At 60.5% G+C, this 21614-nt stretch carries 18 protein-coding genes and 8 pseudogenes; 11 read left to right on the top strand and 15 right to left on the bottom strand.

Annotated features, from left to right (window positions below):
* The first annotated feature begins 9 nt into the window (after positions 1 to 9).
* From QA644_RS24435 to QA644_RS24425, 3 genes are read left to right on the top strand one after another with little or no spacing between them, the layout of a single operon-like run.
* Complete coding sequence (locus QA644_RS24435) at positions 10 to 1080, top strand: efflux RND transporter periplasmic adaptor subunit (protein WP_283073637.1); 1071 nt, start codon at positions 10 to 12, stop codon at positions 1078 to 1080.
* Complete coding sequence (locus tag QA644_RS24430) at positions 1077 to 2174, top strand: efflux RND transporter periplasmic adaptor subunit (protein ID WP_283073636.1); 1098 nt, start codon at positions 1077 to 1079, stop codon at positions 2172 to 2174. Before QA644_RS24435 ends, QA644_RS24430 begins: the two co-directional genes overlap by 4 nt.
* The gene (locus QA644_RS24425) at positions 2167 to 5256 is read left to right on the top strand and encodes an efflux RND transporter permease subunit (protein ID WP_283073635.1); all 3090 of its coding nucleotides are present in this window, start codon (positions 2167 to 2169) and stop codon (positions 5254 to 5256) included. Before QA644_RS24430 ends, QA644_RS24425 begins: the two co-directional genes overlap by 8 nt.
* A gap of 305 nt (positions 5257 to 5561) precedes the next feature.
* Here the strand turns inward: QA644_RS24425 and QA644_RS24420 are convergent, their stop codons facing one another.
* The gene (locus QA644_RS24420) at positions 5562 to 5747 is read right to left on the bottom strand and encodes a hypothetical protein (RefSeq protein ID WP_283073634.1); all 186 of its coding nucleotides are present in this window, start codon (positions 5745 to 5747) and stop codon (positions 5562 to 5564) included.
* Here QA644_RS24420 and QA644_RS24415 point away from each other — a divergent pair.
* Positions 5679 to 5879: an alpha/beta hydrolase gene (locus tag QA644_RS24415; protein WP_349254141.1), complete on the top strand. Its 201-nt coding sequence runs from the start codon at positions 5679 to 5681 to the stop codon at positions 5877 to 5879. The two genes, QA644_RS24420 and QA644_RS24415, sit on opposite strands and share 69 nt — an antisense overlap.
* On the opposite strand, the pseudogene QA644_RS24410 reads toward QA644_RS24415, so the two are convergent.
* Both QA644_RS24410 and QA644_RS24405 read right to left on the bottom strand, forming a co-directional pair.
* Positions 5857 to 5928 (bottom strand): annotated as a pseudogene (locus tag QA644_RS24410) (cold shock domain-containing protein); the annotation flags it as partial. The gene QA644_RS24415 and the pseudogene QA644_RS24410 overlap by 23 nt on opposite strands.
* A 21-nt stretch (positions 5929 to 5949) precedes the next feature.
* Positions 5950 to 6204 carry a LysR substrate-binding domain-containing protein gene (locus QA644_RS24405; protein WP_283074013.1) on the bottom strand — a complete coding sequence of 85 codons (255 nt, stop codon included), beginning with the start codon at positions 6202 to 6204 and terminating at the stop codon, positions 5950 to 5952.
* 296 nt (positions 6205 to 6500) lie between these two features.
* On the opposite strand from QA644_RS24405, the pseudogene QA644_RS24400 reads away from it, so the two are divergent.
* Positions 6501 to 6611 (top strand): annotated as a pseudogene (locus tag QA644_RS24400) (Ku protein); the annotation flags it as partial.
* 8 nt (positions 6612 to 6619) lie between these two features.
* Here QA644_RS24400 and QA644_RS24395 read toward each other — a convergent pair.
* The 11 genes and pseudogenes from QA644_RS24395 to QA644_RS24345 all read right to left on the bottom strand — a co-directional run.
* A pseudogene (locus tag QA644_RS24395) lies at positions 6620 to 6763 on the bottom strand (transposase); the annotation flags it as partial.
* Between the two features lie 96 nt (positions 6764 to 6859).
* Positions 6860 to 8182, bottom strand: a complete 1323-nt coding sequence (locus QA644_RS24390) for a citrate:proton symporter (RefSeq protein WP_283074012.1) — start codon at positions 8180 to 8182, stop codon at positions 6860 to 6862.
* 127 nt (positions 8183 to 8309) lie between these two features.
* Positions 8310 to 8954: a sulfite exporter TauE/SafE family protein gene (locus QA644_RS24385; protein WP_283073633.1), complete on the bottom strand. Its 645-nt coding sequence runs from the start codon at positions 8952 to 8954 to the stop codon at positions 8310 to 8312.
* A 93-nt stretch (positions 8955 to 9047) separates the two neighbouring features.
* Positions 9048 to 10400: an NAD(P)/FAD-dependent oxidoreductase gene (locus QA644_RS24380; protein ID WP_283073632.1), complete on the bottom strand. Its 1353-nt coding sequence runs from the start codon at positions 10398 to 10400 to the stop codon at positions 9048 to 9050.
* Positions 10401 to 11759 carry an NAD(P)/FAD-dependent oxidoreductase gene (locus QA644_RS24375; protein ID WP_283073631.1) on the bottom strand — a complete coding sequence of 453 codons (1359 nt, stop codon included), beginning with the start codon at positions 11757 to 11759 and terminating at the stop codon, positions 10401 to 10403.
* Positions 11756 to 12793, bottom strand: a complete 1038-nt coding sequence (locus QA644_RS24370) for a hypothetical protein (RefSeq protein WP_283073630.1) — start codon at positions 12791 to 12793, stop codon at positions 11756 to 11758. Before QA644_RS24370 ends, QA644_RS24375 begins: the two co-directional genes overlap by 4 nt.
* The gene (locus tag QA644_RS24365; RefSeq protein WP_283073629.1) at positions 12793 to 13578 is read right to left on the bottom strand and encodes an SDR family NAD(P)-dependent oxidoreductase; all 786 of its coding nucleotides are present in this window, start codon (positions 13576 to 13578) and stop codon (positions 12793 to 12795) included. Before QA644_RS24365 ends, QA644_RS24370 begins: the two co-directional genes overlap by 1 nt.
* Before the next feature lie 65 nt (positions 13579 to 13643).
* Positions 13644 to 14438, bottom strand: coding sequence for an acetoacetate decarboxylase (locus tag QA644_RS24360; RefSeq protein ID WP_283073628.1), 795 nt, complete (start codon positions 14436 to 14438; stop codon positions 13644 to 13646).
* 2 nt (positions 14439 to 14440) lie between these two features.
* Entirely contained in the window at positions 14441 to 15529 is a 1089-nt protein-coding gene (locus QA644_RS24355; protein WP_283073627.1) for a DUF4331 family protein, read from the bottom strand.
* Positions 15530 to 15582: 53 nt separating this feature from the next.
* Positions 15583 to 17001, bottom strand: coding sequence for a peroxidase (locus tag QA644_RS24350; protein WP_283073626.1), 1419 nt, complete (start codon positions 16999 to 17001; stop codon positions 15583 to 15585).
* Positions 17002 to 17123: 122 nt separating this feature from the next.
* On the bottom strand, positions 17124 to 17846 hold the full coding sequence (locus QA644_RS24345) for a hypothetical protein (protein WP_283073625.1): 723 nt from the start codon (positions 17844 to 17846) through the stop codon (positions 17124 to 17126).
* A gap of 157 nt (positions 17847 to 18003) precedes the next feature.
* On the opposite strand from QA644_RS24345, the pseudogene QA644_RS24340 reads away from it, so the two are divergent.
* The 5 genes and pseudogenes from QA644_RS24340 to QA644_RS24320 all read left to right on the top strand — a co-directional run.
* Positions 18004 to 18151, top strand: a pseudogene (locus QA644_RS24340) (TetR/AcrR family transcriptional regulator); the annotation flags it as partial.
* 537 nt (positions 18152 to 18688) lie between these two features.
* Positions 18689 to 19378: a TetR/AcrR family transcriptional regulator gene (locus QA644_RS24335; protein WP_283074011.1), complete on the top strand. Its 690-nt coding sequence runs from the start codon at positions 18689 to 18691 to the stop codon at positions 19376 to 19378.
* A 60-nt stretch (positions 19379 to 19438) separates the two neighbouring features.
* A pseudogene (locus QA644_RS24330) lies at positions 19439 to 19723 on the top strand (hypothetical protein); the annotation flags it as partial.
* Positions 19724 to 19933: 210 nt separating this feature from the next.
* Positions 19934 to 20229 (top strand): annotated as a pseudogene (locus QA644_RS24325) (hypothetical protein).
* Positions 20210 to 20494: a hypothetical protein gene (locus QA644_RS24320; RefSeq protein ID WP_283074091.1), complete on the top strand. Its 285-nt coding sequence runs from the start codon at positions 20210 to 20212 to the stop codon at positions 20492 to 20494. Before QA644_RS24325 ends, QA644_RS24320 begins: the two are co-directional and overlap by 20 nt.
* Here the strand turns inward: QA644_RS24320 and QA644_RS24315 are convergent.
* Positions 20488 to 20667, bottom strand: a pseudogene (locus QA644_RS24315) (IS110 family transposase); the annotation flags it as partial. The gene QA644_RS24320 and the pseudogene QA644_RS24315 overlap by 7 nt on opposite strands.
* 88 nt (positions 20668 to 20755) lie before the next feature.
* On the opposite strand from QA644_RS24315, the pseudogene QA644_RS24310 reads away from it, so the two are divergent.
* Positions 20756 to 21448 (top strand): annotated as a pseudogene (locus QA644_RS24310) (IS256 family transposase); the annotation flags it as partial.
* Positions 21449 to 21614: the final 166 nt, after the last annotated feature.

Genomic DNA, 21614 nt, shown 5'->3' with positions numbered 1-21614 from the left:
GAGCAAGAAATGCAGCCTTTTCGATTGTTGGGAATTGCCCTCGCCTGCGCATCTCTGGCTGCCTGCGAAGAAAAAGCCGAGGTGGCGCCACCGCCGCAGCAAGTGCGCGCCGTTGCCGCCGCTTTGGGTCAATATCAGCCGGGTGCGGAAATCACCGGTGAGGTGAAGGCGCGAATCCAGACCGAACTCTCCTTTCGCGTCAGTGGCCGCGTGATCGAGAGGCGGGCCGACGTCGGATCGCGCGTTCGCGCCGGCGAGGTTCTTGCCCGCCTCAACGACACGGAACAACAGGCAGACTTGAGTGTCGCCCGGGCGGCATTGGAGTCGGCGAAGGCGGTTCTCACCCAGAAGACGCTCGCCTTCGCGCGATCCAAGAGCCTCATACAATCGCAAGCAATTGCCAAGCAGGCCTTCGACTCGGCTCAAGAAGAGCTCTTGAGCGCCCAGGCGGCTCTTGAGTCCGCCGAGGCCGCGCTGGCGACGGCCAAGGATGCGCTATCCTACACGGAGTTGAAAGCCGACGCGGACGGGGTCATCACCGCACGCACCATCGAAGTCGGACAGGTGGTCTCGGCGGCGCAGTCCGCTTTCACACTCGCGGATGACGGTCCGAGAGACGCGGTGTTCGACGTCTTCGAGGCCTTCTTCCTGAACGGCCCCCCGTTGGCCGACGTCGACGTGGCGCCAGTCGGGGACCAGCCTGACAAAGTAGCTGCGAAAATCCGGGAAGTATCCCCCGTGATAGATACCAAGGCAGGCACGATCCGGATCAAGGTGGCGCTTCAGGATGGCACGAAATGGCCGCTCGGTACGCCAGTGGTCGGTGAAATCCACTCCTCTCCGCGCCAGGGAATCGTGCTGCCCTATAACGCGATTACCTCCGCCGACGGTGAACCAGCCGTGTGGCTGGTCAACACCGAAAAGCACACCGTTTCCCTCTGCAAGATTTCGGTCGACCGGTACCGCAAAAGCGATTTCGTCGTGACCGGCGGCATCGCCCCGAAGGATCTGATCGTAACGGAGGGCGGAAAGTTTCTCAGGGAAGGCCAGGCAGTTGCTTGGGATAGGCAAGTGAGATGAACATCAACCGCTTATACACATCTCTTCCACTTTTACTGTCGATCTTGCTCCTTGTCGGCTGTGAGCAAAGCTCGATCGCCGGTGAGGAGGTGGCCCCCCGTCCCGTCGAAACAGTGATAGCCACCGCTCAGCCGGAGAATATCCAAGGCTTGCCCGGCGTCGTGCACGCCCGCATCGAGACCGACCTGGCGTTTCGAACGCTCGGACGGATCATATCGCGCAAGGTCGATGTCGGCGATCTCGTCTCGAAGGACGAGGTCGTTGCCGAGATCGATCCCCTCAGTCTCCAGCTTGCGGTCAGGAGTGCGGAAGCCGACCTGCGCGACGCTCAGGCACAGCTTGATAATGCGGTCTTGAACGAAAAGCGCAAGCGAACTCTCTTCGACACAAATGCCGCCAGCGTTGCCGATCACGATCTTGCCGAGCAGCAACTGAAATCGGCGGACGCCAACGTCGAAAAAGCAAAAGCCAGCCTCGAAAAGGCGCAGGAGCAGCTTGGCTATGCGGAGTTGAAGGCAGAGTTTGACGGTGTCGTCACCGCCACGTTCGCAGAAATGGGCCAGACAGTGTCGCCCGGCCAACCGGTCCTGAGACTGGCGCGTCCTGAACAGCGTGATGTGGTCATCGATGTTCCGGAAGCGCTACTTTCATCTGGGCGCGTGGGCGACAGCTTCGATGTCGCGCTCCAACTAGACCCCAAGCAGGAGACAGTGGGCAAGGTGCGCGAGATCGCGCCCCAGGCTGATCCCAGTACCCGCACTTACAGGGTCAAGCTCGCCATAGATCAGGCACCTGAGGTTTTCAGACTCGGTGCGGTGGTCACTGTCAAGCCCTTGGCTGAAGGAAAGAAGGGATCAGTCACCCTGCCGATCTCCGCCATATGCGACAAGGATGGCGCCGACCACGTCTGGGTCGTGGACCGGTCGACAGCAACGGTCAAGCTCAGACCGGTCCAACTCGACAAGCCGGCTGGTGCCCGCTTCGTCCGGGTTCAATCAGGGCTGCGCGAAGGAGAAGAAGTCGTCGTCGCCGGGGTCAATGAACTTGTCGATGGACAGAAGGTGAAACGCGAACAGGAGCCCGCCGGTGAATAAATTCAACCCTTCAGACTGGGCGCTCGAGCATCGCTCGCTCGTCTGGTATTTCATGATCATGTTCGCCGTGGCGGGCGCTTTTGCCTATCTTGGGCTCGGTCGCGAGGAGGATCCGTCCTTCACGATCAAGACGATGGTGATCCAGGCCCAGTGGCCTGGCGCCTCTGCCCAGGAAGTGACCGAGCAGGTTACCGACCGTATCGAAAAGAAGCTCCAGGAACTCGACAATCTGGAACATACCCGCAGTATCACCACCGCCGGTCAGACGACCGTCTTCGTCGACTTGTTGCCGGATACAAACGCGCGGGACGTAAAGCCCACCTGGTCGCGGGTCCGCAACTTGATCGACGATATCAAGCACGAGTTCCCGCAAGGTGTCGTCGGTCCCTTCTTCGACGATCAGTTCGGCGACGTCTATGGCAATATCTTTGCCTTCACGGGCGACGGCCTTAGTCAGAGGGAACTGCGCGATTTCGCCGAAGGTGCCCGAACGCAGATCCTCAAGATTCCGGACGTCGGCAAGGTCGACATTATCGGTGCGCAGGACGAGGTCATCTATCTCGAATTCTCCACCCGGAAGATCGCCGCCCTCGGCATTAATCAGGCCGACATCATTGCCACGCTGCAGGCGCAGAACGCCGTCACCCAGTCAGGTTTCATCCAGACAGGACCGGAACGCATTGCACTGCGCGTCGGCGGGCGTTTCATCTCCGAAGATACCTTGCGCGGGATCAACCTCAGGGTAAACGATCGCTTCTTTCCGCTGACGGACGTCGCAACGATCACCCGCGGCTACGTCGACCCGCCGACGTCGCTCTTCCGCTTCAACGGAAAGCCGGCCATCGGGCTTGCGATTGGTATGAAGACGGGCGGCAATCTGCTTGCCTTCGGCGAAACGCTCGAAAAGACGATGAGCAAGATCGTACAGGATCTTCCGGTCGGCGTCTCCGTTGAACAGGTCTCCGACCAGCCGAAAGTGGTTGACGAGGCAGTGGGTGGCTTCACGAAGGCGCTGTTCGAGGCGGTCGCGATCGTGCTCGCGATCAGTTTCATCAGTCTCGGGTTCAGGGCCGGCCTCGTCGTGGCAATCGCGATCCCGCTCGTTCTCGGTATCACCTTTATGGTGATGCTCTATACAGGCATATCCCTGCAGCGTATCTCGCTCGGAGCGCTGATCATCGCGCTCGGCCTCCTCGTCGACGACGCCATGATCGCCGTCGAGATGATGGTGGCACGGCTGGAAATGGGTGACAGTCTCAGGAAGGCCGCCACTTACGTCTACACGTCCACGGCCTTTCCGATGCTGACCGGCACGCTCGTGACTGTTGCGGGCTTCATACCGGTCGCATTCAACAAGAGCAGCGCCGGCGAGTTTACCTTCACCCTCTTCGTCGTCATCACCGTATCGCTCGTCGTATCCTGGATCGTCGCCGTAGTGTTCACGCCCCTCATCGGCGTGACCTTGCTGCCGAAGACGATGAAGAAGCATGCCGAACACAAGGGCCGGTTCGCGAAGGCGTTTTCGAACCTGCTGCAGTTCTGCCTGCGCTGGCGCTGGATGACGATCATCGCCACCGTCGTCCTCTTCGCAGGATCGATCGTCGGCCTGACGATGGTGCAACAGCAGTTCTTCCCGAGTTCGGATCGGCCGGAACTGATCGTTGACTGGAATCTGCCGCAGAACAGCTCAATTGCCGAAACGAGCCGCCAAATGGCTCAGTTCGAACACGAGATGCTGGCCAACAATCCTACGGTCGAGCACTGGTCGACATATGTCGGGAGAGGCGCGCCGCGCTTCATCCTTTCCTTCGACGTGCAGCCGGCTGACGTTGCCTTCGGCCAGACCGTCATCGTCACCAAGGGGCTCGATGTTCGGGACAAGCTGAAGGGGGAAGTGGAAGCTTACCTTCAAAAGACTATTCCCGGCACCGACGCCTATGTGAAGCTTCTGGAAGTCGGACCGCCGGTTGGCAAGCCGATCCAGTACCGCGTGTCCGGCGAGGATCTCCAGACGGTGCGCGACCTGGCACAGAAACTGGCGTCTATCGTCGGCACCGATCCTTCGCTGAAGAACCTCGCCTTCGACTGGAACGAGCCGGCCCGCGTCGTGAAGATCGACGTGCTGCAGGACAAGGCGCGACAGCTCGGCGTCTCGTCCCAGGACATCGCCATGGCGCTCAACACCGTCGTACAGGGCGACGCCATAACGCAGGTCCGGGACGACATCTATCTGGTCGATGTAGTCGGCCGTGCCGCCGCTAAGGAGCGAGAATCGATCGACACGCTGCTCGACCTGCAACTGCAGAGCAGTAGCGGCCAGTCCGTCCCGCTGTCATCGGTCGCAACCTTCCACTATGAGCTCGAACAGCCGACGATCTGGCGGCGCGACAGACTTCCGACGATCACGATCAAGGCCGGGATCAGTGATGCGACGCAGCCGGCGACCGTTGTGAAAGATCTGTCCGACAAGATTGCAACGTTTGAGAAGAGCCTGCCGGCCGGGTATTCCGTTCAGGTCGGCGGCGCGGTCGAGGAAAGCGCCAAGTCCCAGGGGCCGATCGCAAATGTGGCACCGGCGATGTTCGTCATCATGGCGACGCTCCTGATGATCCAGCTTCAGAGCTTCCACAGGCTGTTCCTGGTCTTTTCGGTGGCGCCGTTGGCCCTCATCGGCGTCGTCGTGGCGCTTCTCGCCAGCAATTCCCCTCTCGGCTTCGTCGCACTCCTGGGCGTCCTCGCGCTGGTCGGCATCCTCATCCGCAACTCCGTGATCCTTATCGTCCAGATCGAGGAGCTGCGTGCCGAGGGAGTGTCGGCATGGAAGGCGGTGGTGGAGGCGACCGAGCACCGTATGCGGCCGATCATGCTCACTGCCGCGGCCGCGACTCTGGCCCTGATCCCGATCTCGCACGAGATATTCTGGGGTCCCATGGCCTACGCGATGATGGGCGGGATCGTCGTGGGAACGGCGTTGACGCTTCTCTTCCTGCCGGCGCTCTACGTCGCCTGGTTCCGGATTCCTCGTGAAGTCGAGCAGACTGAGATGACGACATCGCTCCCGCTCCCTGGGCGAATTGCCTAGGGCCTCACCAGGCTTGGCTTCGCCAAGACGACCGCCGCCAGATATTTTTTGTGCTGGGATAGGGCGAACCATCCCGGTCCTGATGGCCCTCTCGCTCCTTGCACCGGGTTGCGCCTTCAGCCTCTTGCCGTCGCCCCGACGGACGCGAGCCGGGTCGCCATGCTCGTCGCCACCACACGCAAGCCGTCGGAGGATCCCGGCAAACTCTATTCCGGCGGCCGCGGGACGGCGATTTCCCTCAACAGCGTCGATGTCTCCATATACCTCCCGACCGGAACCGCAAGATCGGAGAGGTGCAGTGGCCCTCACGCATGCCGCCGAATCCGGAACAGGAGTTTGCGGTCACGCAGGTCGCCAAAGTCCAGTCCGAAGGCCAGGCCCTGGACTGGTACCACAGGAATCGAAACTCCAGGCGTTAGGTCATCATTTTCGTACACCGATTTAACAACACCTATGCCGACGCGGTCTTCCGCTTCGCGCAGATCGTCCATGACTCCGGAACCGACGCCGCGCCGATCCTCTTCACCTGGCCGTCAAGAGGGCGTGTCTTCGACTACCCTTATGACTTCGACTACCCTTATGACAAGGAGAGCGCCAATCTCCGCCGTTGTCAGGCTGAATGAAGCCGAAGCCCTTGGTGGAATTGAACCATTTTACTGTGCCTGTGGTCATGATGAATCCTTTCAAAGCATATCAGCTTCGGATCGCACCGATCTTGGCGAACTCGCCTGCGAGCGCCGCGCGGTCCAACATTTCCGTGCGGCGGCTCAAGCCGCGCTCCGATAACTGCGCAAACTCAATCCCGCCAGCCGCGACCACGATGAGAGGTAGAGCGGATAGCTGCTCCACGGTCATCTGGCGGCCGGCGAGCGGGTGGTCGGGCGCGACGATCAACACATCGCGCTCCTCGAACAGCAACTGGGCACGAAGACGATGAGGAATGTCCAGACAGGAGCCGAGGGTTACGTCTACCCGTCCGACGTCGATCTGAGCCGTAAGATCTTCTCGTCGCCGGCAGGATCGTCACGTTCACCTGCGGCGCGCATCTAGCGAGGTCTCGGAGCAAGTGAGGGAGGACAACTGTGCGACGACCCTCAACTTCGACTACGAGGTCCGGTCGTTCAATACTTCCAAATCGGCGTCGGGCGCCCAGGCGCGCAGCAAGGCTAGCTGAGCAGATAAGTCATGGCACGCCTGTATTGGAAGGTTACCTCAAGCTTTCGCTGGTCACCTGTCCCGTTTCTATGTCGCCGGCGACGTCGGAAAGCGAGAAGGTTCGCTTCCACACGCTCAACAAGACGACCGGCAACCGGCTGGTCTCCCAGTATATCGACTGCGTCACTGGCAAACCGGTCATCCCATGCAGGACGGACATCGCACCGATGATCAGGAGTCGCCGGATATCACGTTGACCCATCTTTGAGGTGCGGCCAAGCTTCTGTTTGCCTCCGCTCGAGTGCTGTCGTGGGACAAGACCGACCCAGGCAGCGAAGTCACGACCGCACCGGGCATCATCATTTTGGCACGCTGCGATGCCGGTGGGAGGCGCATCCAACCCATCAGTGCAAATCAACAGCCCGTAGCTTCGGAATACACTGCAGGTTCAAATGAGGCTGACGATACCAGTGGCGAGGGCAACCAGCAGCATCAGCGCTGCGAGAAGGCCTGCCCATTTGAACGCAAAGCGCTGGTGATCAGCGAACTCAACCTCCGCCAGGCCGACCAGCACGTAGGTCGCCGGCACGAGCGGACTCAATAGATGCAGTGGCTGCCCGATGAGAGAGGCCCTGGCGATCACCTCCGGAGCAATGCCATAGGATTTGCCGGCTTCGGCAAGCACGGGGACAATCCCGAAATAGAAGGCATCATTCGAGAGGAAGAATGTGAATGGGCCGCTTATCAGCGCGGTGATGAGCGGAAGCAGGTTGCCATGGTTGTCCGGGATCAGCCAGACAATGCTGTGGGCCAGCGCCTCTGTCATGCCTGTGCCCTGAAGGATTCCGGTAAATACGCCGGCCGCAAATATGACCGAGACGACGGCCAGCACGCTAGCAGAGTGCGCCGCAAGCCGCTCGCGCTGATCAGCTAGGTTCGGAAAGTTGACCGTGGCGGCGATAGCGAACGCCAGCATGAACAAGACGGCAAGGTGCGCCACATCAAGCACCAGCAGAACCATAAGGGCGACTGTGAGGGCGATGTTGAATGCTTGCCGCCACAGAGGAACCGAGCGCGGCTCGCGCGGCGGATGCATGTGATCCTCCGAAATAAGGCTGCGCTCCGAGACCTTCGGCCCCGTGTACACGAAGCCAATCTTGTCGAGCCGCTTGCGCTCCTCCAGGCCGAAGTACCACGCGATGGCGATCGATGCTGCACTCGCGAAGGCCATCGACGGAAGCAGCGGCACGAACACCTGGCCTGAATCGAGATGGAGAGAAGCGAGCACGCGAGCCGTCGGCCCTCCCCAGGGAGCGATGTTCATAATGCTGTTGGGCAGCATGGAGACGAGCGGCAGGATCAATGGATTGATCCCGAGCTTGCGGTGCAGCGGCAGCATCGCGGTGATGCACAGAAGATAGGTTGTCGATCCGTCACCGTCGAGCGAGATGACAGCGGCGAGCAATGTCGAGCCGACGATCACCCGCAAAGGATCGCCATGGCAGACGCGCACGATGACGCGAACGATTGGATCGAACAGGCCGACATCGATCATCAGGCCGAAGTACAGGATGGCAAACAGGAGCAGTACGCCTGTGGGTGCGATCGACTTGATGCCGTTGATCATCATGTCGGGCAGAGCCGGCATGAAGCCCGCTGCCACGGCGAACAGAGACGGCACGAGGATCAAGGCGATGAGCGCAGAGAGAGCGCGGGTCATGATCGTGGTCATGAAGACCGCGATCATCGAATAGGCTAATGCAGTGATCAGATTCAACTCCCCGCCGATGTCATTTCGGCAAACTTACTGCGTGCATTCGGGGTGCAGTTTCCTTCCCACACGCTTTTCACGGTCGCTACTTTCGACCTTGTTGCCGCTGCCTGGTGAATGGGACTGTTCAGATGCCCTGGCAAAACCAGACGCCTCCGACGACAATGGCGATCATCGAAAACGAAGCCATCAGCGCGTTTTGTACGTTGACGCTTCGGGCGGCCGGCCGGCCTGCGAGCCAGCCGATGAAAGTTGAAAAGGTCGCCATCGCGGCGATCGTGCCGAGACCGAACACGAGGAGATAGGCTGCCGCTTCGGTATTCGTGGGCAATGCCAGCGCCGGCACGATGCCGAGCAAGTGCGAACTCCCGGCGAGTCCGTGCACCGTGCCAACAGCAAAGGCCGGATGCTTGTGCCGGTGACCATGCGAATGCCCACGATGCTCATGGGAATGAGTTTCGGCCCGGTCGGCAAATGCTGCCCTTAGTCCCCAGATTCCGATACCGCAGAGCATGACGCCCACGAAACGCTCGCCCCATGCGGAGACAATATCTATGGACAGAGCGTCCCGCAGCAATAGCGCGAGCAGCCCCACGCCAACGACGCCGGCGCTGTGTCCGACCCCCCATCGAATCCCTGTCCGCCAGGCCCGAGCTTTGGCGTCGACGGCATATGGTGCGATGGCGGCAAGGTGATCCGGGCCGGAAACCACGTGAACAAAGCCTGCGAAGAGCCCGGAGGCCAGAAGGGTCATCAGAAAGAAGGGACTCATGTCGGAGCCTTTGGTGCGGTGAAATTCGCATAGCGGTCAGCGAGCGCGATCGAACGTGGCACGGAGCGTTTGTCCGGCCACGGCGCTCCATCATCAGTCGGGCAATCGAATGCGCGCTCGGACGTAGGAATTGATCATGTCCGCGAGCCATATCAGCCCGCCACGCCAGAATCCGTGCAGCCGCGATTGATGGCTGCGGTAGAGGAGAACGTGACCGAGCTGGGCCACACGTCCGCGTATGAAGCCGCCCGTGAACAGGCCGAATTGTCCAAGCGAGCCATAGGCGCCATAGCCGCCTAGCGATACGATCGAACCGAAATCCCTGTAGGAGAACGAGGGTAGTTCCTTCCCTTCCAGCCAGCCAGGAAGATGGCGGATCAAATGCGAAGCCTGCTGATGCGCGACCTGTGCTGCGGGCGGTAGCGGCCTGCCGGGATCTCCCAAGGAAAGACTGGAACAGTCCCCGACGGCAAAGATCCGGGGATCAAGCGTCGTTTGCAGGGTAGGTCCCACCACGATCTGGTTGTTGCGTGTCACCTCGAGGCCATCGAACGAGGCACAGGCGTCTGAAGCCTTCACACCGGCCGCCCATACCTTCAGCTCGGCGTTGATCTGTGTTCCGTCCGCCAGTCGAAGGCAACCAGCCTCGGCGGCGACGACCCGCGCGCCCGTCAGGACGGCGACGCCGAGCCTCTCGAGACGCTCGCGGGCGGCGGTCGCCACACGATCGGGAAACGCACCCAAAAGATGTGGCCCACTCTCGATCAGCGTTACCTTGACCTGGTCGCGCAGGCCTGCTGCGCCGTAATAGGCGGAGACATCGGCGAGCTGGACGAGCTCTGCGGCGAGTTCGACACCTGTAGCGCCGCCTCCGACCACCGCGATGCGCAGTGTGCTCTTGGCCGCGAGCGCTTCGAGCATGCGCGCCATCACCTCGCGATTGAAGTTCATCGCCTGGGAACGGCTATCGATCGTCAGGCAGTGGTCGCGCACGCCTGGGGTTCCAAAGTCGTTCGCCTCGCTACCTGTCGCCAGGATCAATGTGTCATAGGAGATTGCACGCTCCGGCAAGATGGGGCGACCGTCGATCTCCAACGGGTTCAGATAGACCTTGCCCTCTTTCCGGTCGACGCCCTTGAGTTCTCCCGTCTCGAACACGAAACGTCGGTTGCGGGCTTGGGAGATATAGGAGGTTTCCTGCTGGGAAACGTCCGTGGTTCCGGCAGCGATCGTATGCAGCATCGGCTTCCACACATAGGCCGGTTCCCTGTCGACCAGCGTCACGGCGATCGAGGTACTGCGTATGCTTCCCGGCAGCTTGGAGGCAATTTCAAGTCCGGCAATCCCGCCGCCGACGACCACGATCTGGTGGGGCCTTGAAGGCGTGCCTCCTTGGTCAGGACCGTGTCTCTGGGGTTTGTCGGATGGTGTGGATGGTTTCGACATTTATCTTCTCCAGATCGCATCTTCGGGGATTTCGTTACCTGCCGGCGCGTGGCCGCCGCGACCGACTCCAAGCTCGGACGGCTCGACGATAAGCCGTCCGCTGCGGCGGTAGGTGGTTAGAAGGCGCACCCAGTTCGCCAGGATCGACAGCCTTGCATGACCGCCGCCGGACAAGGTTCGAAGATGCAGCAGCCCCCACAACAACCAGGCGGGAAAGCCGATGATCGAACGACCGCGAAATTCCGCGACGCCGGCGTTTCGAGAGATGGTCGCCAGCTTGCTCGGCGTGAATGACACGTAAGGCCTGGGATTGGCTGTGTCCGCAAGCCGGGCGGCGATAAGTCTGCCGACGTATTTGCCTTGATCCTGCGCAACCGACGCCAGGCCCGGCATCGCCAGGCCGTCGGGGCCTGTGACATGGGCCGCATCGCCGACAACAAAACACTCGGGATGTCCCGGCACTGAAAAATCCTTCAGGACCGCTACCGTTCCGTCTGGTTTGACATGCGCGCCGAGCGTGCGCGCCAGCGGCACATCCTGGACGCCGGTGCACCACAAAACGGTCGCAGCCGCGATGCGCTCGCCGCCGACGACGACGCCCGCCGCGTCCACGTGAGTTACGGGAACGCCCAGCCTTACCTCGACCCCTTGACGTTCCAACGCGCGGGCAGCGTAGGCCGAGTGCCGTTCGCTGAATGCGGGCAGCAATCTTGGCCCAGACTGAACCAGCACGATCCGCGCCTTCCGGAGGTCAATATTTCGAAAGTCGGATGCCAGTGTTCTTTGGGTAAACTCTCTGATCGTGCCCGTAATCGCGACGCCCGTTGGTCCGCCGCCGACGACGACCACTGTCATGTCGCGCGCCTGTTTCCTGGGATCAGGCTCCATCTCCGCGCGCTCGAACGCCTTCAGGAGCCGATTTCGGGCGGCAATGGCGTCGCCGAGCGACTTCAATCCAAGCGCGTGTTCCGCCCATTCCAACTCGTGGCCAAAATAGCTTGTCTGCGCTCCCGTTGCGACGACGAGGAAGTCATAGGCCAAATCGTCGCCTTCGCTCATGACGACGATCCGGCGAGAGAGATCGATGCGCATCGCCTCGCGCATTTCCACCCGGACATTGGGCAGCTCGTGCAAAAGCGAACGGATAGGCGTGGCGATTTCCGCAGGCTCCAGGATCGACGTGGCGACCTGGAAGAGGAACGGCTGGAATAGATGATGATTGTTGCGGTCGACGAGCGTAATGTCCGCATTGCTGCTGCGCATTGCGCGAACGACTTCCACGCCGGCGAAACCAGCCCCGATGACAACCACCTTGCACCGCAATGACCGGTTAATGGCCGCGGTAGTCTCGGCGTTCATGTGGCCACCTCGTGGACCAGCGTGACTGGATGCGCAGCATGCTGCGCCTTGGCAACCAGCTTGCGCGATCTTGGTGTGTCGCGGAGCTTTAGATTGGCCGACGCCAGCACGAGCGCACGCTTTGGGCGTTTGCCGATGCCCAGGAAGAAGGCGGCCGCGTGGTCGGCATACGCTTCGGGCCGTTTCATCAGAAGCAGTTCGTAGGCTTCTGCAGCTAGCTCTGCTTCCGTGGCGGCATCGCTGTCACCACGCGCGGCGAGGATCTCGGCATAGACCGCGCGATATTCAGGATCGTCGGAGGATTCCACCAGGGGCGTGATGAGCGCTGCCGCGACGTCCAGCTCTCCGCGCGCGAGCGCCACCTCGGCACGATGCCCCCGTCCCGGAACATGTGCCGGCAGTATCGCGTCGAGCTCTGCGAAGACAGCCTCCGCACGATCCAAATCGCGGCGACGCATTGCGCTCACTCCCCATTCGAAGAGCAGTTGCGCGCAAGGAATAGGGGAAACCCCATCGTCGGCATCGAGCGCGGCCGAATAGCAGGCTTCCGCCGCGTCCCATTGATCCATTTCCGCCAATAGGGTCGCAAGACCTCCAAGCGTATTTATCCCGGGATCGTGCTTGGCGAGTTCTGCACGCAGAACCAGCGCCTCGTCATAGTGTCCCGTTGCCTGCAAAAGCGCTGCCGTTTCGACATCGATTTCCTGTTTCGAATGTCCAGACGCGAGCGCTTGATCGAGAAGTGCTTTCGCTTTCGCGAAACAGTGGAAGCGCCCCGCGATCTGTGCGCGGAGATAGAGCGCTCTTGCGGAGCCGGGCGACAAGTCAACCGCTTCGGTGGCGATCGACTCCGCCCGGTCATGGTCCGCGATACGGCCAAGCAATTCTCCCCGAAGAAACAGAAGCTTCGACAGCGCAAGCAGGCTGTCGAAGGCCGCGCCTTCTAAACGATCGCGCTCCAGCCCATCAATCGACGCCGACAGATTGGCGAGGGCGATCCGCCCGCTTGTATAACGCCCGCGCTCGAGCATCATCAGTTGTGGCCTTTGGCACCCGTCAACAGCGCCGGATAACCGCGCGTCAACGAGCCGCCATCGATCGCAATCGTGTCACCATTGATCGATCTTGCATTGTCCGATGCGAGGAACACGGCAGCCGCGGCAATTTCCTCCGCTGCAACCGCGCGATTCATCGGGATGACGCCCAGAAAGAGATCGCGCATGGCGGGATCTTCAAGCTCCTTCCTCGTCAAAGGCGTTTCCACAAGGCCCGGCGCGATGCCTACGACGCGAATACCTCTGCTGCCGAGTTCCAAGGCGCCGCAGCGTGTGAGCATGTCCACTCCAGCCTTCGCCGCGCAGTAAGCTGCCTGTCCTTCGCCTGGCTGCCGACCGTTCACCGACGAAATATTGATGATGACGCCCGGTCGCCCTTGCTCGATCATAAGACGGGCGCCGTGCTTGACGCCGAAGAAGACCCCGCCGAGAGTGACGGCCTGAACGGCGTTCCACTTGTCGGCGGTCAGCTCCGTCAGCGGCGTGATCGCGCCAAACCCGGCACAATTGACGACGATGTCCAACGAGCCGAAAGTCTCTTGGGCGGCGCGCAACGCGCTCTCGACCTGAGTCTCGTCTGAGACGTTGGTGATACGGCCTACTGCGCGATCACCCAGTTCGCGGCTGGCATCATCAAGCGCTTTCTCATTGAGATCGCAGAGCAACACACTCGCGCCCGCTTGGATAAATGCCGTCGCGATAGCCTTGCCGATGCCGGATGCAGCGCCGGTCACGACGGCGCCCTTACCCTTCAACATGTCCATGTTCAATTCTCCAGTAATGACGGTGGAGTGAGCTCCACTCGCGAAGTTAGAATTCTTGATCGAACCTATCGGCGCTCGGATTCAAGGTAGTCGAGCACGACTTCACCGTCGCTCAGCGTCATGTCCCAGAGATGCTGCCGGCCCTCGAGCACGCGTACGACCGGAAGCGCCGCGACCGGGCAGCCGACATGCGGGATCATGTGCAGCTCTGCGGGTCCTCCCCAGGCGCCCTTCAACCGGACATCGTAGAGATTGACCCGGACGAGCTGGGCGACCTTCGGCGTGTGGTTGTCGACGTCGGGAAGCAGCTTGAGAACGAGTTGGGTCGTCTGCAGTTCCTGCTCTATATCGGCCAAGCGATCCGACAGGTCGATCATGCGATACGGCATCGTCGCAAGGGCGACCTGCGTGCCGCCATAGGACAGAGTGGCGGTCAGCACCTCTCGTACGGCTTTCAGGTCGGGCTCGCCGTACCGCTTTGGGAAGCCGAGAATCTCGCGGCCGGCGAGCGTCGGCGATTCGCTATCGAGGTATGCCTGGAAGACGTAGATGACCGGCTTACCCTCGAAGGTGCAGGCCACCGAATGGCCGACCTCGGTGTACGGCCCGAAACCGCTGACTTCCGTCATGCGCCGCCACTCGATGGTGACGCGGTTGCCCTCGGCGGGTTGGAGGGGGCTTGGGACCACCGCGCGGATGGCCTCCGCAGTGCTCTCGTATGTGACGACGAGCTGGTGCATGTCCTTGTAGTGCCAAGGGCCGCGCGGGTAGCTGGGCCTCAGCGTCGGCATCACCGGATACTGCAGGAACCCATCGGTGGCCTGGTCTTTGTCGTTGCCAGATGCAGCCCAAATGTTCATGTTCAATTCTCCACGAATGCGGGCACCGGAAGATCGGTCCGCTTGTTAGCTTTGCGCACGTAAGGAAAGACCGGAGTGGCCGGATGGGTAGGACCGTCGACACCGTCGCCCAGCCGCTCACCTCGCCCGCCGTTCACGTAAAGGGTGAGCATCTCGTCAAGAATGTCGTCGTCGAGCCATCGACCGCCGGCACTCGCGTGCGGACGGTTTCCGAGCACCGCTCGTTCGATTTCGAGGAAATTGCCCGGCGCGAAGGGATGAGCGAGATCCAGAATCAGGTAGTCGGCCATGAGCAAATCGAGCATGGGATGACGCCCGTCTGCTGCCGGGGGCCACGCGATCTCACCATCGAGACCGTCGAAGAACGCGAGGGTTTCATCAATGCGCGACTCGTAAAGCGGCCGATATTCCCTGGAGAGGGAAAATGCGTCCTCCTTGTTGTAGAGGTCACGAAGCTCGACGCCCATCGGATTGCGTGTCGTGTTTCCCAAGAGGACGTTTTTGATCTCCGGCCGGCCGAGACGTTCCATCCGGAACGGCTTGGCGCGGCGCGGCACAATGGTCTCCGCGATCGCGCCAACCAGGCTACTCCCCCCGAAGCTTTCAACCGTCGAAGTAATCGGAACCTCTACGACGATCGTCAGGACATCCCGAAACTGTACAGTGTTGGTGCCTTGCTTGCCAAAGGCCAGTTTGCCTGACATGTCAGTGCGGATAGTAGCTTCGACGTCCATGAAGAACGGGTCGCTGACCAATCCTGCGAAGACGCGCATTCCGTCCTTTTCCAGCGGGTCCCCAACCACGAAGCTTGCGCTGCGTCCGTCCGATGTGGCGATATTCCCTATCCCGAGCGAATTTCCCGCCGGCAGGTCATTGAAAGTTACGTCGATCGTATATTCCGGCGTACCGTGCGTGATATTGCCGCCCGACCGCGTCAGCGGCCGCAGCCGGAAGCGGTAGGCAACCACATCGCTGAAGTATGCCTGCGGTGTTGCCATGGGGAATACATTCATGACGAGCACGAGTTTTCCCGGACGCTCGGGGCTGGGAAACGCATAGAAATCCGTGATGTCCACTGCGGGATCGTCCATCACCGCGGGGCCGCTGAAATGGTCTGACATTGAGTTCGCCTCTTTCCGCTGTTTCAGAATTTCTGTTCGATAATGCCCTTGAGCGCATTCAGCCCGGGCACGAATAGGTACTCGCCACCCTTGACGACAACGAAAGTAGGCAGGTCGAACAAGAAGGGGCGCTTGGCGCCGGGCACGGAGAATTGCGTCCCTTCGCCGCCGACACCATTGATCGGGTCTTGCTCGTTCGGATCAAGTCCAAGGAACTCGCCGCCCTTCATCCATTCGGTTTGGACGAACTCGAACTGCCTTTCGATATCGGCCTGAATGAAGAGGTTGACCAGGCCGCGATCGATACCATCGTCCTCGAGCGCGCCATCTTCGAGATGCGGACCGTATTCGACGCCGCGCCGAACCAACCGGTGCCGCCTCACCGCAGTCGCCCGTTTCAAGGGAGTGGCCCGCGGGTTGCTGCGACGCAGATGCGAACCGATCGGGCAGCGCAAGCCCTTGTCGTCCCCTTCATAAGTGAAGTTGTTGCGCCGATTAGGGTCGGCCGCGATGGCCGGATCGTCCTGTTCGGGCGACAGGTCGAGCGGGCAACCGCTGGGCCAGCGACCCATGATTTTCGCAGCAACCAGGTCCCGGTGATGCTGATCGTCGCTGCCGTAGAGCGACTGCGCGGCCGTTGCCAGGTATCGGCGAAAGGCTGCCACATCCTGATAGAGCTTGCGGAACACCATGTATGTTCCATTGAGCCGCAGCTCGAACGGTTCAGGCATCTGCGTACCGGCCGACCCGATCTCGTCTTCATAGCCGAGCACGAACTCTCCTGGTTTCAGCGCGCGCCATGTGCCATCCTTCTCCAGAACGCCGTCGCCAGGATAAAAAGGCGCGTCCGCGCCCTCGATCGGTGGCTGCGAAATTGGATCGGCAAAGCCGAAATGTTCACCCTCGGACCCAATTCCGTTTTCATGGGCGAGCGCCTTGGTGTCCTGAATGAACCGGATTTCGACTCCGCCGGTCACCTCGATTTCTTCCCGGATAATTCGGGTTGCTTCTTCTCTACCCTCGTCGGAATCGGTTCGCAGCCACGCCATTGCGCAAATGTCGGAACTCCCCAGGCCGCCCTCCCAATGTTCCGGCGTGTGTGGTCCGACATCGCCTACAGCACGCGCACGGCCCTGCATGCCGACCCGAAACGCCTCGGGGAAGCTGTCCAGCGAGCGTTGAGTGAGGCCGAGCACCCTTAGCCCTTGATGAGTGAACCCGATATTGACGGTGAATCCCGTTCCATGCTCCGCTTGGCGGGCATTGACGCGGTGGGACATGCGCTGCAACCACTCGCGCGATTTTGTCCCGTCCGTGAACTTCAGGAAAATGTGGCGCCCAAACCGCAGCAGGATTGGTGCCACGACATTGTCTTGGATGTCGTGAAGATTGGCCTTCAAGTCAGCAGCCGTTAGGCTCCGCGAAGCCGTTAAAGTGCTCATTTCAATAATCCTCGATGGTAACTATTGGCCGCCATGGCGGCAGGTGAGTTCAAACCCCAGGTTGGTGCTCAAGGTTGATCCCACTGCCGCTCAGCCAGTCGAAGCTACGCTGCGTTCGCTTCTTATGATTTGCTGAGATATTCCGCGACGTCCTCGTACTGCCACTGACGCCCTGCATTTGTGTCGATCACGGCGCCACTCAGGACCTCTTTGTAGGGCTCGGCCAGTTCCTTGAAGAACGCGTTGACCTGGTCCTCGATATTGCCGCCCCTGGCCACCGCGCGCTGAAACTTCTGGGTCTTTTCGTACCAGTCGGCGGCCTTGTAGATCTGGCTGAGGCTCAGGCTCGGAAATACGTCGTAGCAGGCCAGCGTCTTGATCTGACCGCGGGCGATGTACTCAACGATGTCCTGGGCGGTGGCATCCGGACCGGCCGGACATCCCACGCACTGGCCCCAGATCTTCGTCAGGTTATCCTTCCCGTTGAGAACGAAGTCGTCGAGGTACTTCTCGAGACTGCCGTCGAACTGAGAGATGAAGAACAGGGCATAACCATTGAAGTCCTGAGTCCTAGCGACGAACCAACGCGCCGTCCGGATCAAGCCGAGCATCGTCGTCGCCTCCGCGAACGTCTTTCCGGGCCCACCCCAGACTGGGACCTCGCGGCTAAGCGTGTCGGTGAACGCCACCAAATCGGCGTCGGCTTTCAGCGGCCACATGCCGGTGAACTCCTTGACCTCGTTCTTGCCGCCCTTGCCCATGACAAGGCCAGGATAGCGCATGCCCCAGGTGCCGCCGCTCGTGCGGGATTCCGATACTGCTAAGCTGCGTTCTTCAGGGTTCATTTGATATCTCCAATCTGATCTGCGCAAGCGGTCTTGCAAATGTTGACAACGCCCACTTAACCGTCAAATAATGGCAAAAAGTTGGCGTCGTCAACATTGATTGCCAGGCTGCGCCGAATGTTGACGCCAGGCAACTTTCCAACGTAGGTTGACAACTATGACCAACTCTAATGACAGAGCCAGGCAACGCCGCCACCACCACGGTGATCTGCACCGGGCGATCGTAAACACGCTTCGGGAGCTCGCCCGTCGAGCGGGCGTCAGTCACAACGCCCCATAAGCACTTCGCCGACAAGGGTGAGTTGTTTGGCGGCCGGGTGCGTGGAAAGGTCCTCCAGTGCCTCCGCAGGAAGCGCATGAGAGGGGCACAACGGTCATAGACGTTGCCTTCTACATTACCCCCGGTACTGAACGATCCGTGTACCAACGACGAGGTCAGAACAACGGCAGTATTAGGCGAGCGCAAAGAGCGATTGGCGATACATGTTGGCACCGTCATAACGGCTCCTTTGTCACCGAGTAGCCGTATCCTAGGCGGAGGCTCCCTCTACAGCCATTATACACTCGTTCACTCTGGATATCCGATGGCGTTAATCCGGACATTGCGGGAAGGACGCGTTCAAGCTTGCGCATCCGCTCTTCCAGCGTGAAACCCAAGGCGGAAGGAAGAAGGAAAGTGAGTCGTGCGCGATACAAGGACTAAGGCGATGTAAGTGACGTAGAATTCAACCTGATGCGTGTAACGATGTTGACAACGACAACTTGTTGACTAGAGTGGGTAATGTCAGCATGCTCTTGCAAAAATGTTGACAGGAGCAACTTGCAAACCTAATTGGACGGATATGACCCAAGACATTTCCACCACAGAGCAGCGCCGCTACCACCATGGCGACCTACACAGGGCGATCGTGGAGGCCGCGCTCGATGTCCTCAGCGAATCCCAAAGCACCGAGTTTTCGCTTCGTGAGCTCTCCCGTCGGGCCGGCGTCAGTCACAACGCCCCGTACAAACATTTCGCCGACAAGCGCGAATTGCTGGCCGCCGTCTCGGCGGTTGGGTTCGAACTGCTGGCGAAGCGGATGGCCGAAGCGACCAGGGAACTCGACATTCCGCGCAAGAGGCTGGCAGCCATGGCCCGCGCATATGTCTGCGTCGGCGTCAACAATCCGGCGCTCTACAGATTGATGTTCGGCGGCTACCTTGCCGGTCAGGACGATGGGCGGCGTCCGGTGGTCGAAAGAACCGCGGCCTACAACATGAAAGCCCTCATAGTAGAGGCGATTTCCGACGGCGCTCTCGGGCGCCCAATTGCAGATACCGAGGCTAATAACCCCACGATCGATGGGGCGATTCTCGTTTTTTGGTCCCAAATGCACGGTCTCACTTTGCTGCTGGCGGACCGCCTCGTCGGCCCCGGCGACAAGATGGAGGAGCTGACCGAGAACGTCTTGCAAGGAATGCTCGACGGATTGGTGAACAGCATCCCCGCGGTGCCAGAAGGCGTTTGGGTAGGTCCTCCGCTGGCGGGGTAGAAGCGCTCGGCCGCGTCATCTTCCCGATGTACGCCGCGTTCGTTCCGAAAGGGAATTCTCATGGACGCATACATCTCTGCCCTGATGGCCCCTCGCCGGCGTCGCGATCGGCGGTCTTGCCTCGTTCGCGACCGCCAGGATGACGCACCGTTCACAGGTGAGGGAAAACAACGAGAGATCGATGCCGCCAAGCGGGAAAAGCTCTTTTCGGACTTCATCAGCGAAGCCACGCGGCATTATGGTGATGCAATAAGCCACCAGAAGGACGACGTCTCCGATCTCGCGCTGCTTTATGCATTGGTCGCTCAAATGCGTCCGATCTCATCCCGACGGGTCGTCGAGGCGAACCGCGGCGTCATCAGCCTCCAGTTGGCACGAAACCTGCGTCCCCCGGCCGCTTGGGTCGGCGCCTGACACATCCCGTGCAAGGCGGGTATGGTAAGGAAACTGCACCCCGAATGCACGCAGTAAGTTTTGCCGAAATGCGAGAAGGCTGGCCCATTTGAACGCAAAGCGCTGGTGAGGCAGATCTCAAGAACCGGAAGGCGGGCTGATATGCATCTGACCGATACAAGGATCAAGCACGACAATCGCGGCTGGAAGGTCGACTTATCGGTGATGACGGAGATGCCGTCACTGTTCGCGTGGCTGGCGGCTCCGATCTCAATGAGGACGAGGCAATCGAGCGGGCTCGCGCAGTCATGGTCCAGTTGACGGCGTTCGGCACGCGAGGCGGCGGCCGCAGCGTGCAATCCGGCCGAGACACGCCGAAATTGTGCGCCCCAACCCCGGAGTTTTTCAACAGAATCGGCCGAAAGTCGACGTTCACGCGTGGTTACTGGCCCGCTTGACGCCCGTGACACGCCGCTTCGCGTCCGTGACCAACGTCCCTTTCGATTGGTCCAAGATCACAACTATATTGCCGAAAGGATCGCGGACCCTGGCGCATCGCCCGACCGCGATTTCGAATGGCGGTTGCACAGCCTCTCCGCCGGCGGCCAAGAATTCCTTAAACGCCTCATCCACGTCATCGACCAGGATGTCGGTCTCGGGACCGATATAAAGATGGACAACCAGTTCCGCATCGGTTTCCGGGAGCGCAAAGCCGTCACATAGCGTGGCGGCATCAGCCGTACTTCGTGCCCGAGTTTTGCCAACTCACGCCCCCAATAATGGGCAGTCGCGCAGGCTTCCATGCCAATCAGACAAGGTTTGAGGCCTGCAAAGAACTGACTAACATAGCGGCGCTTCAGTTGTCGGCGAACGACGACCGGATCGTGTCCCGGCACGTGGTGTAGGTTTTGAGGAGTAAGGTGGCCATCAGTGTTTTCCGGTAGGGTCGGGTTGTTCAAGACCAACCTGACGGAAAGACCACCGATGACCAATGACATGATGAACGTGCGCTCGCTTGTTGAGAAGAGCGCCGATGCCGATTTATTGCGCGAGATGATTGGCTTTGCAGCCGAGCGGCTGATGGAGCTGGAGGTTGGCGGAGCCACCGGCGCTGACTTCGGCGAGAAGAACCCGATGCGGCTCGCTCAACGCAATGGCTACCGTGATCGGGATTGGGAGACGCGAGCCGGAACGGTCGAGCTTCGCATTCCCAAGCTGCGCAAAGGCAGCTACTTTCCGAGCTTCCTCGAACCACGTCGGATGGCGGAGAAGGCTCTGACGGCTGTTATCCAGGAGGCTTATATCCAAGGCATCTCGACGCGCTCAGTCGATGATCTGGTCAAGGCGATGGGTATGAGCGGCATCTCCAAGAGCCAGGTGAGCCGCCTGTGCGAAGAGATCGACGTCAAGGTGAAGGCGTTCCTCGATCGTCCCATCGAAGGCGATTGGCCATACCTGTGGATCGACGCGACTTACCTCAAAGTCCGGCGTGGTGGTCGCATCGTCTCCGTCGCCGTCATCATCGCCGTCGGTGTCAACAGCGACGGGCGGCGTGAGGTTCTGGGTATGGAAGTCGGCACGTCCGAAGCTGAGCCGATCTGGACGGAATTCCTGCGCAGGCTGACACGCCGGGGTCTGCGTGGCGTCAAGCTCGTCGTCTCCGATGCGCATGAAGGGCAGCCGGACTTGAGTTTGGGGTCCATTTCGGTCTGGACGGAGCACTTACTCGGCTTGAGGTTTCCAACGGTAAGACTGTAATCTGGGCATCGTACGGCGAGCGGCGCGGTCTAGGTCTTCACATCTCCAATCCAGACCCGTACGGAGAGCCCGACGAGGTCTACAA

The sequence above is a fragment of the Rhizobium sp. CC1099 genome (assembly GCF_029714385.1).
In the GTDB taxonomy this organism is placed as follows: domain Bacteria; phylum Pseudomonadota; class Alphaproteobacteria; order Rhizobiales; family Rhizobiaceae; genus Rhizobium.
Note: the sequence above shows the minus strand (reverse complement) of the source record. Positions and strands in the feature narration are given on the sequence as shown.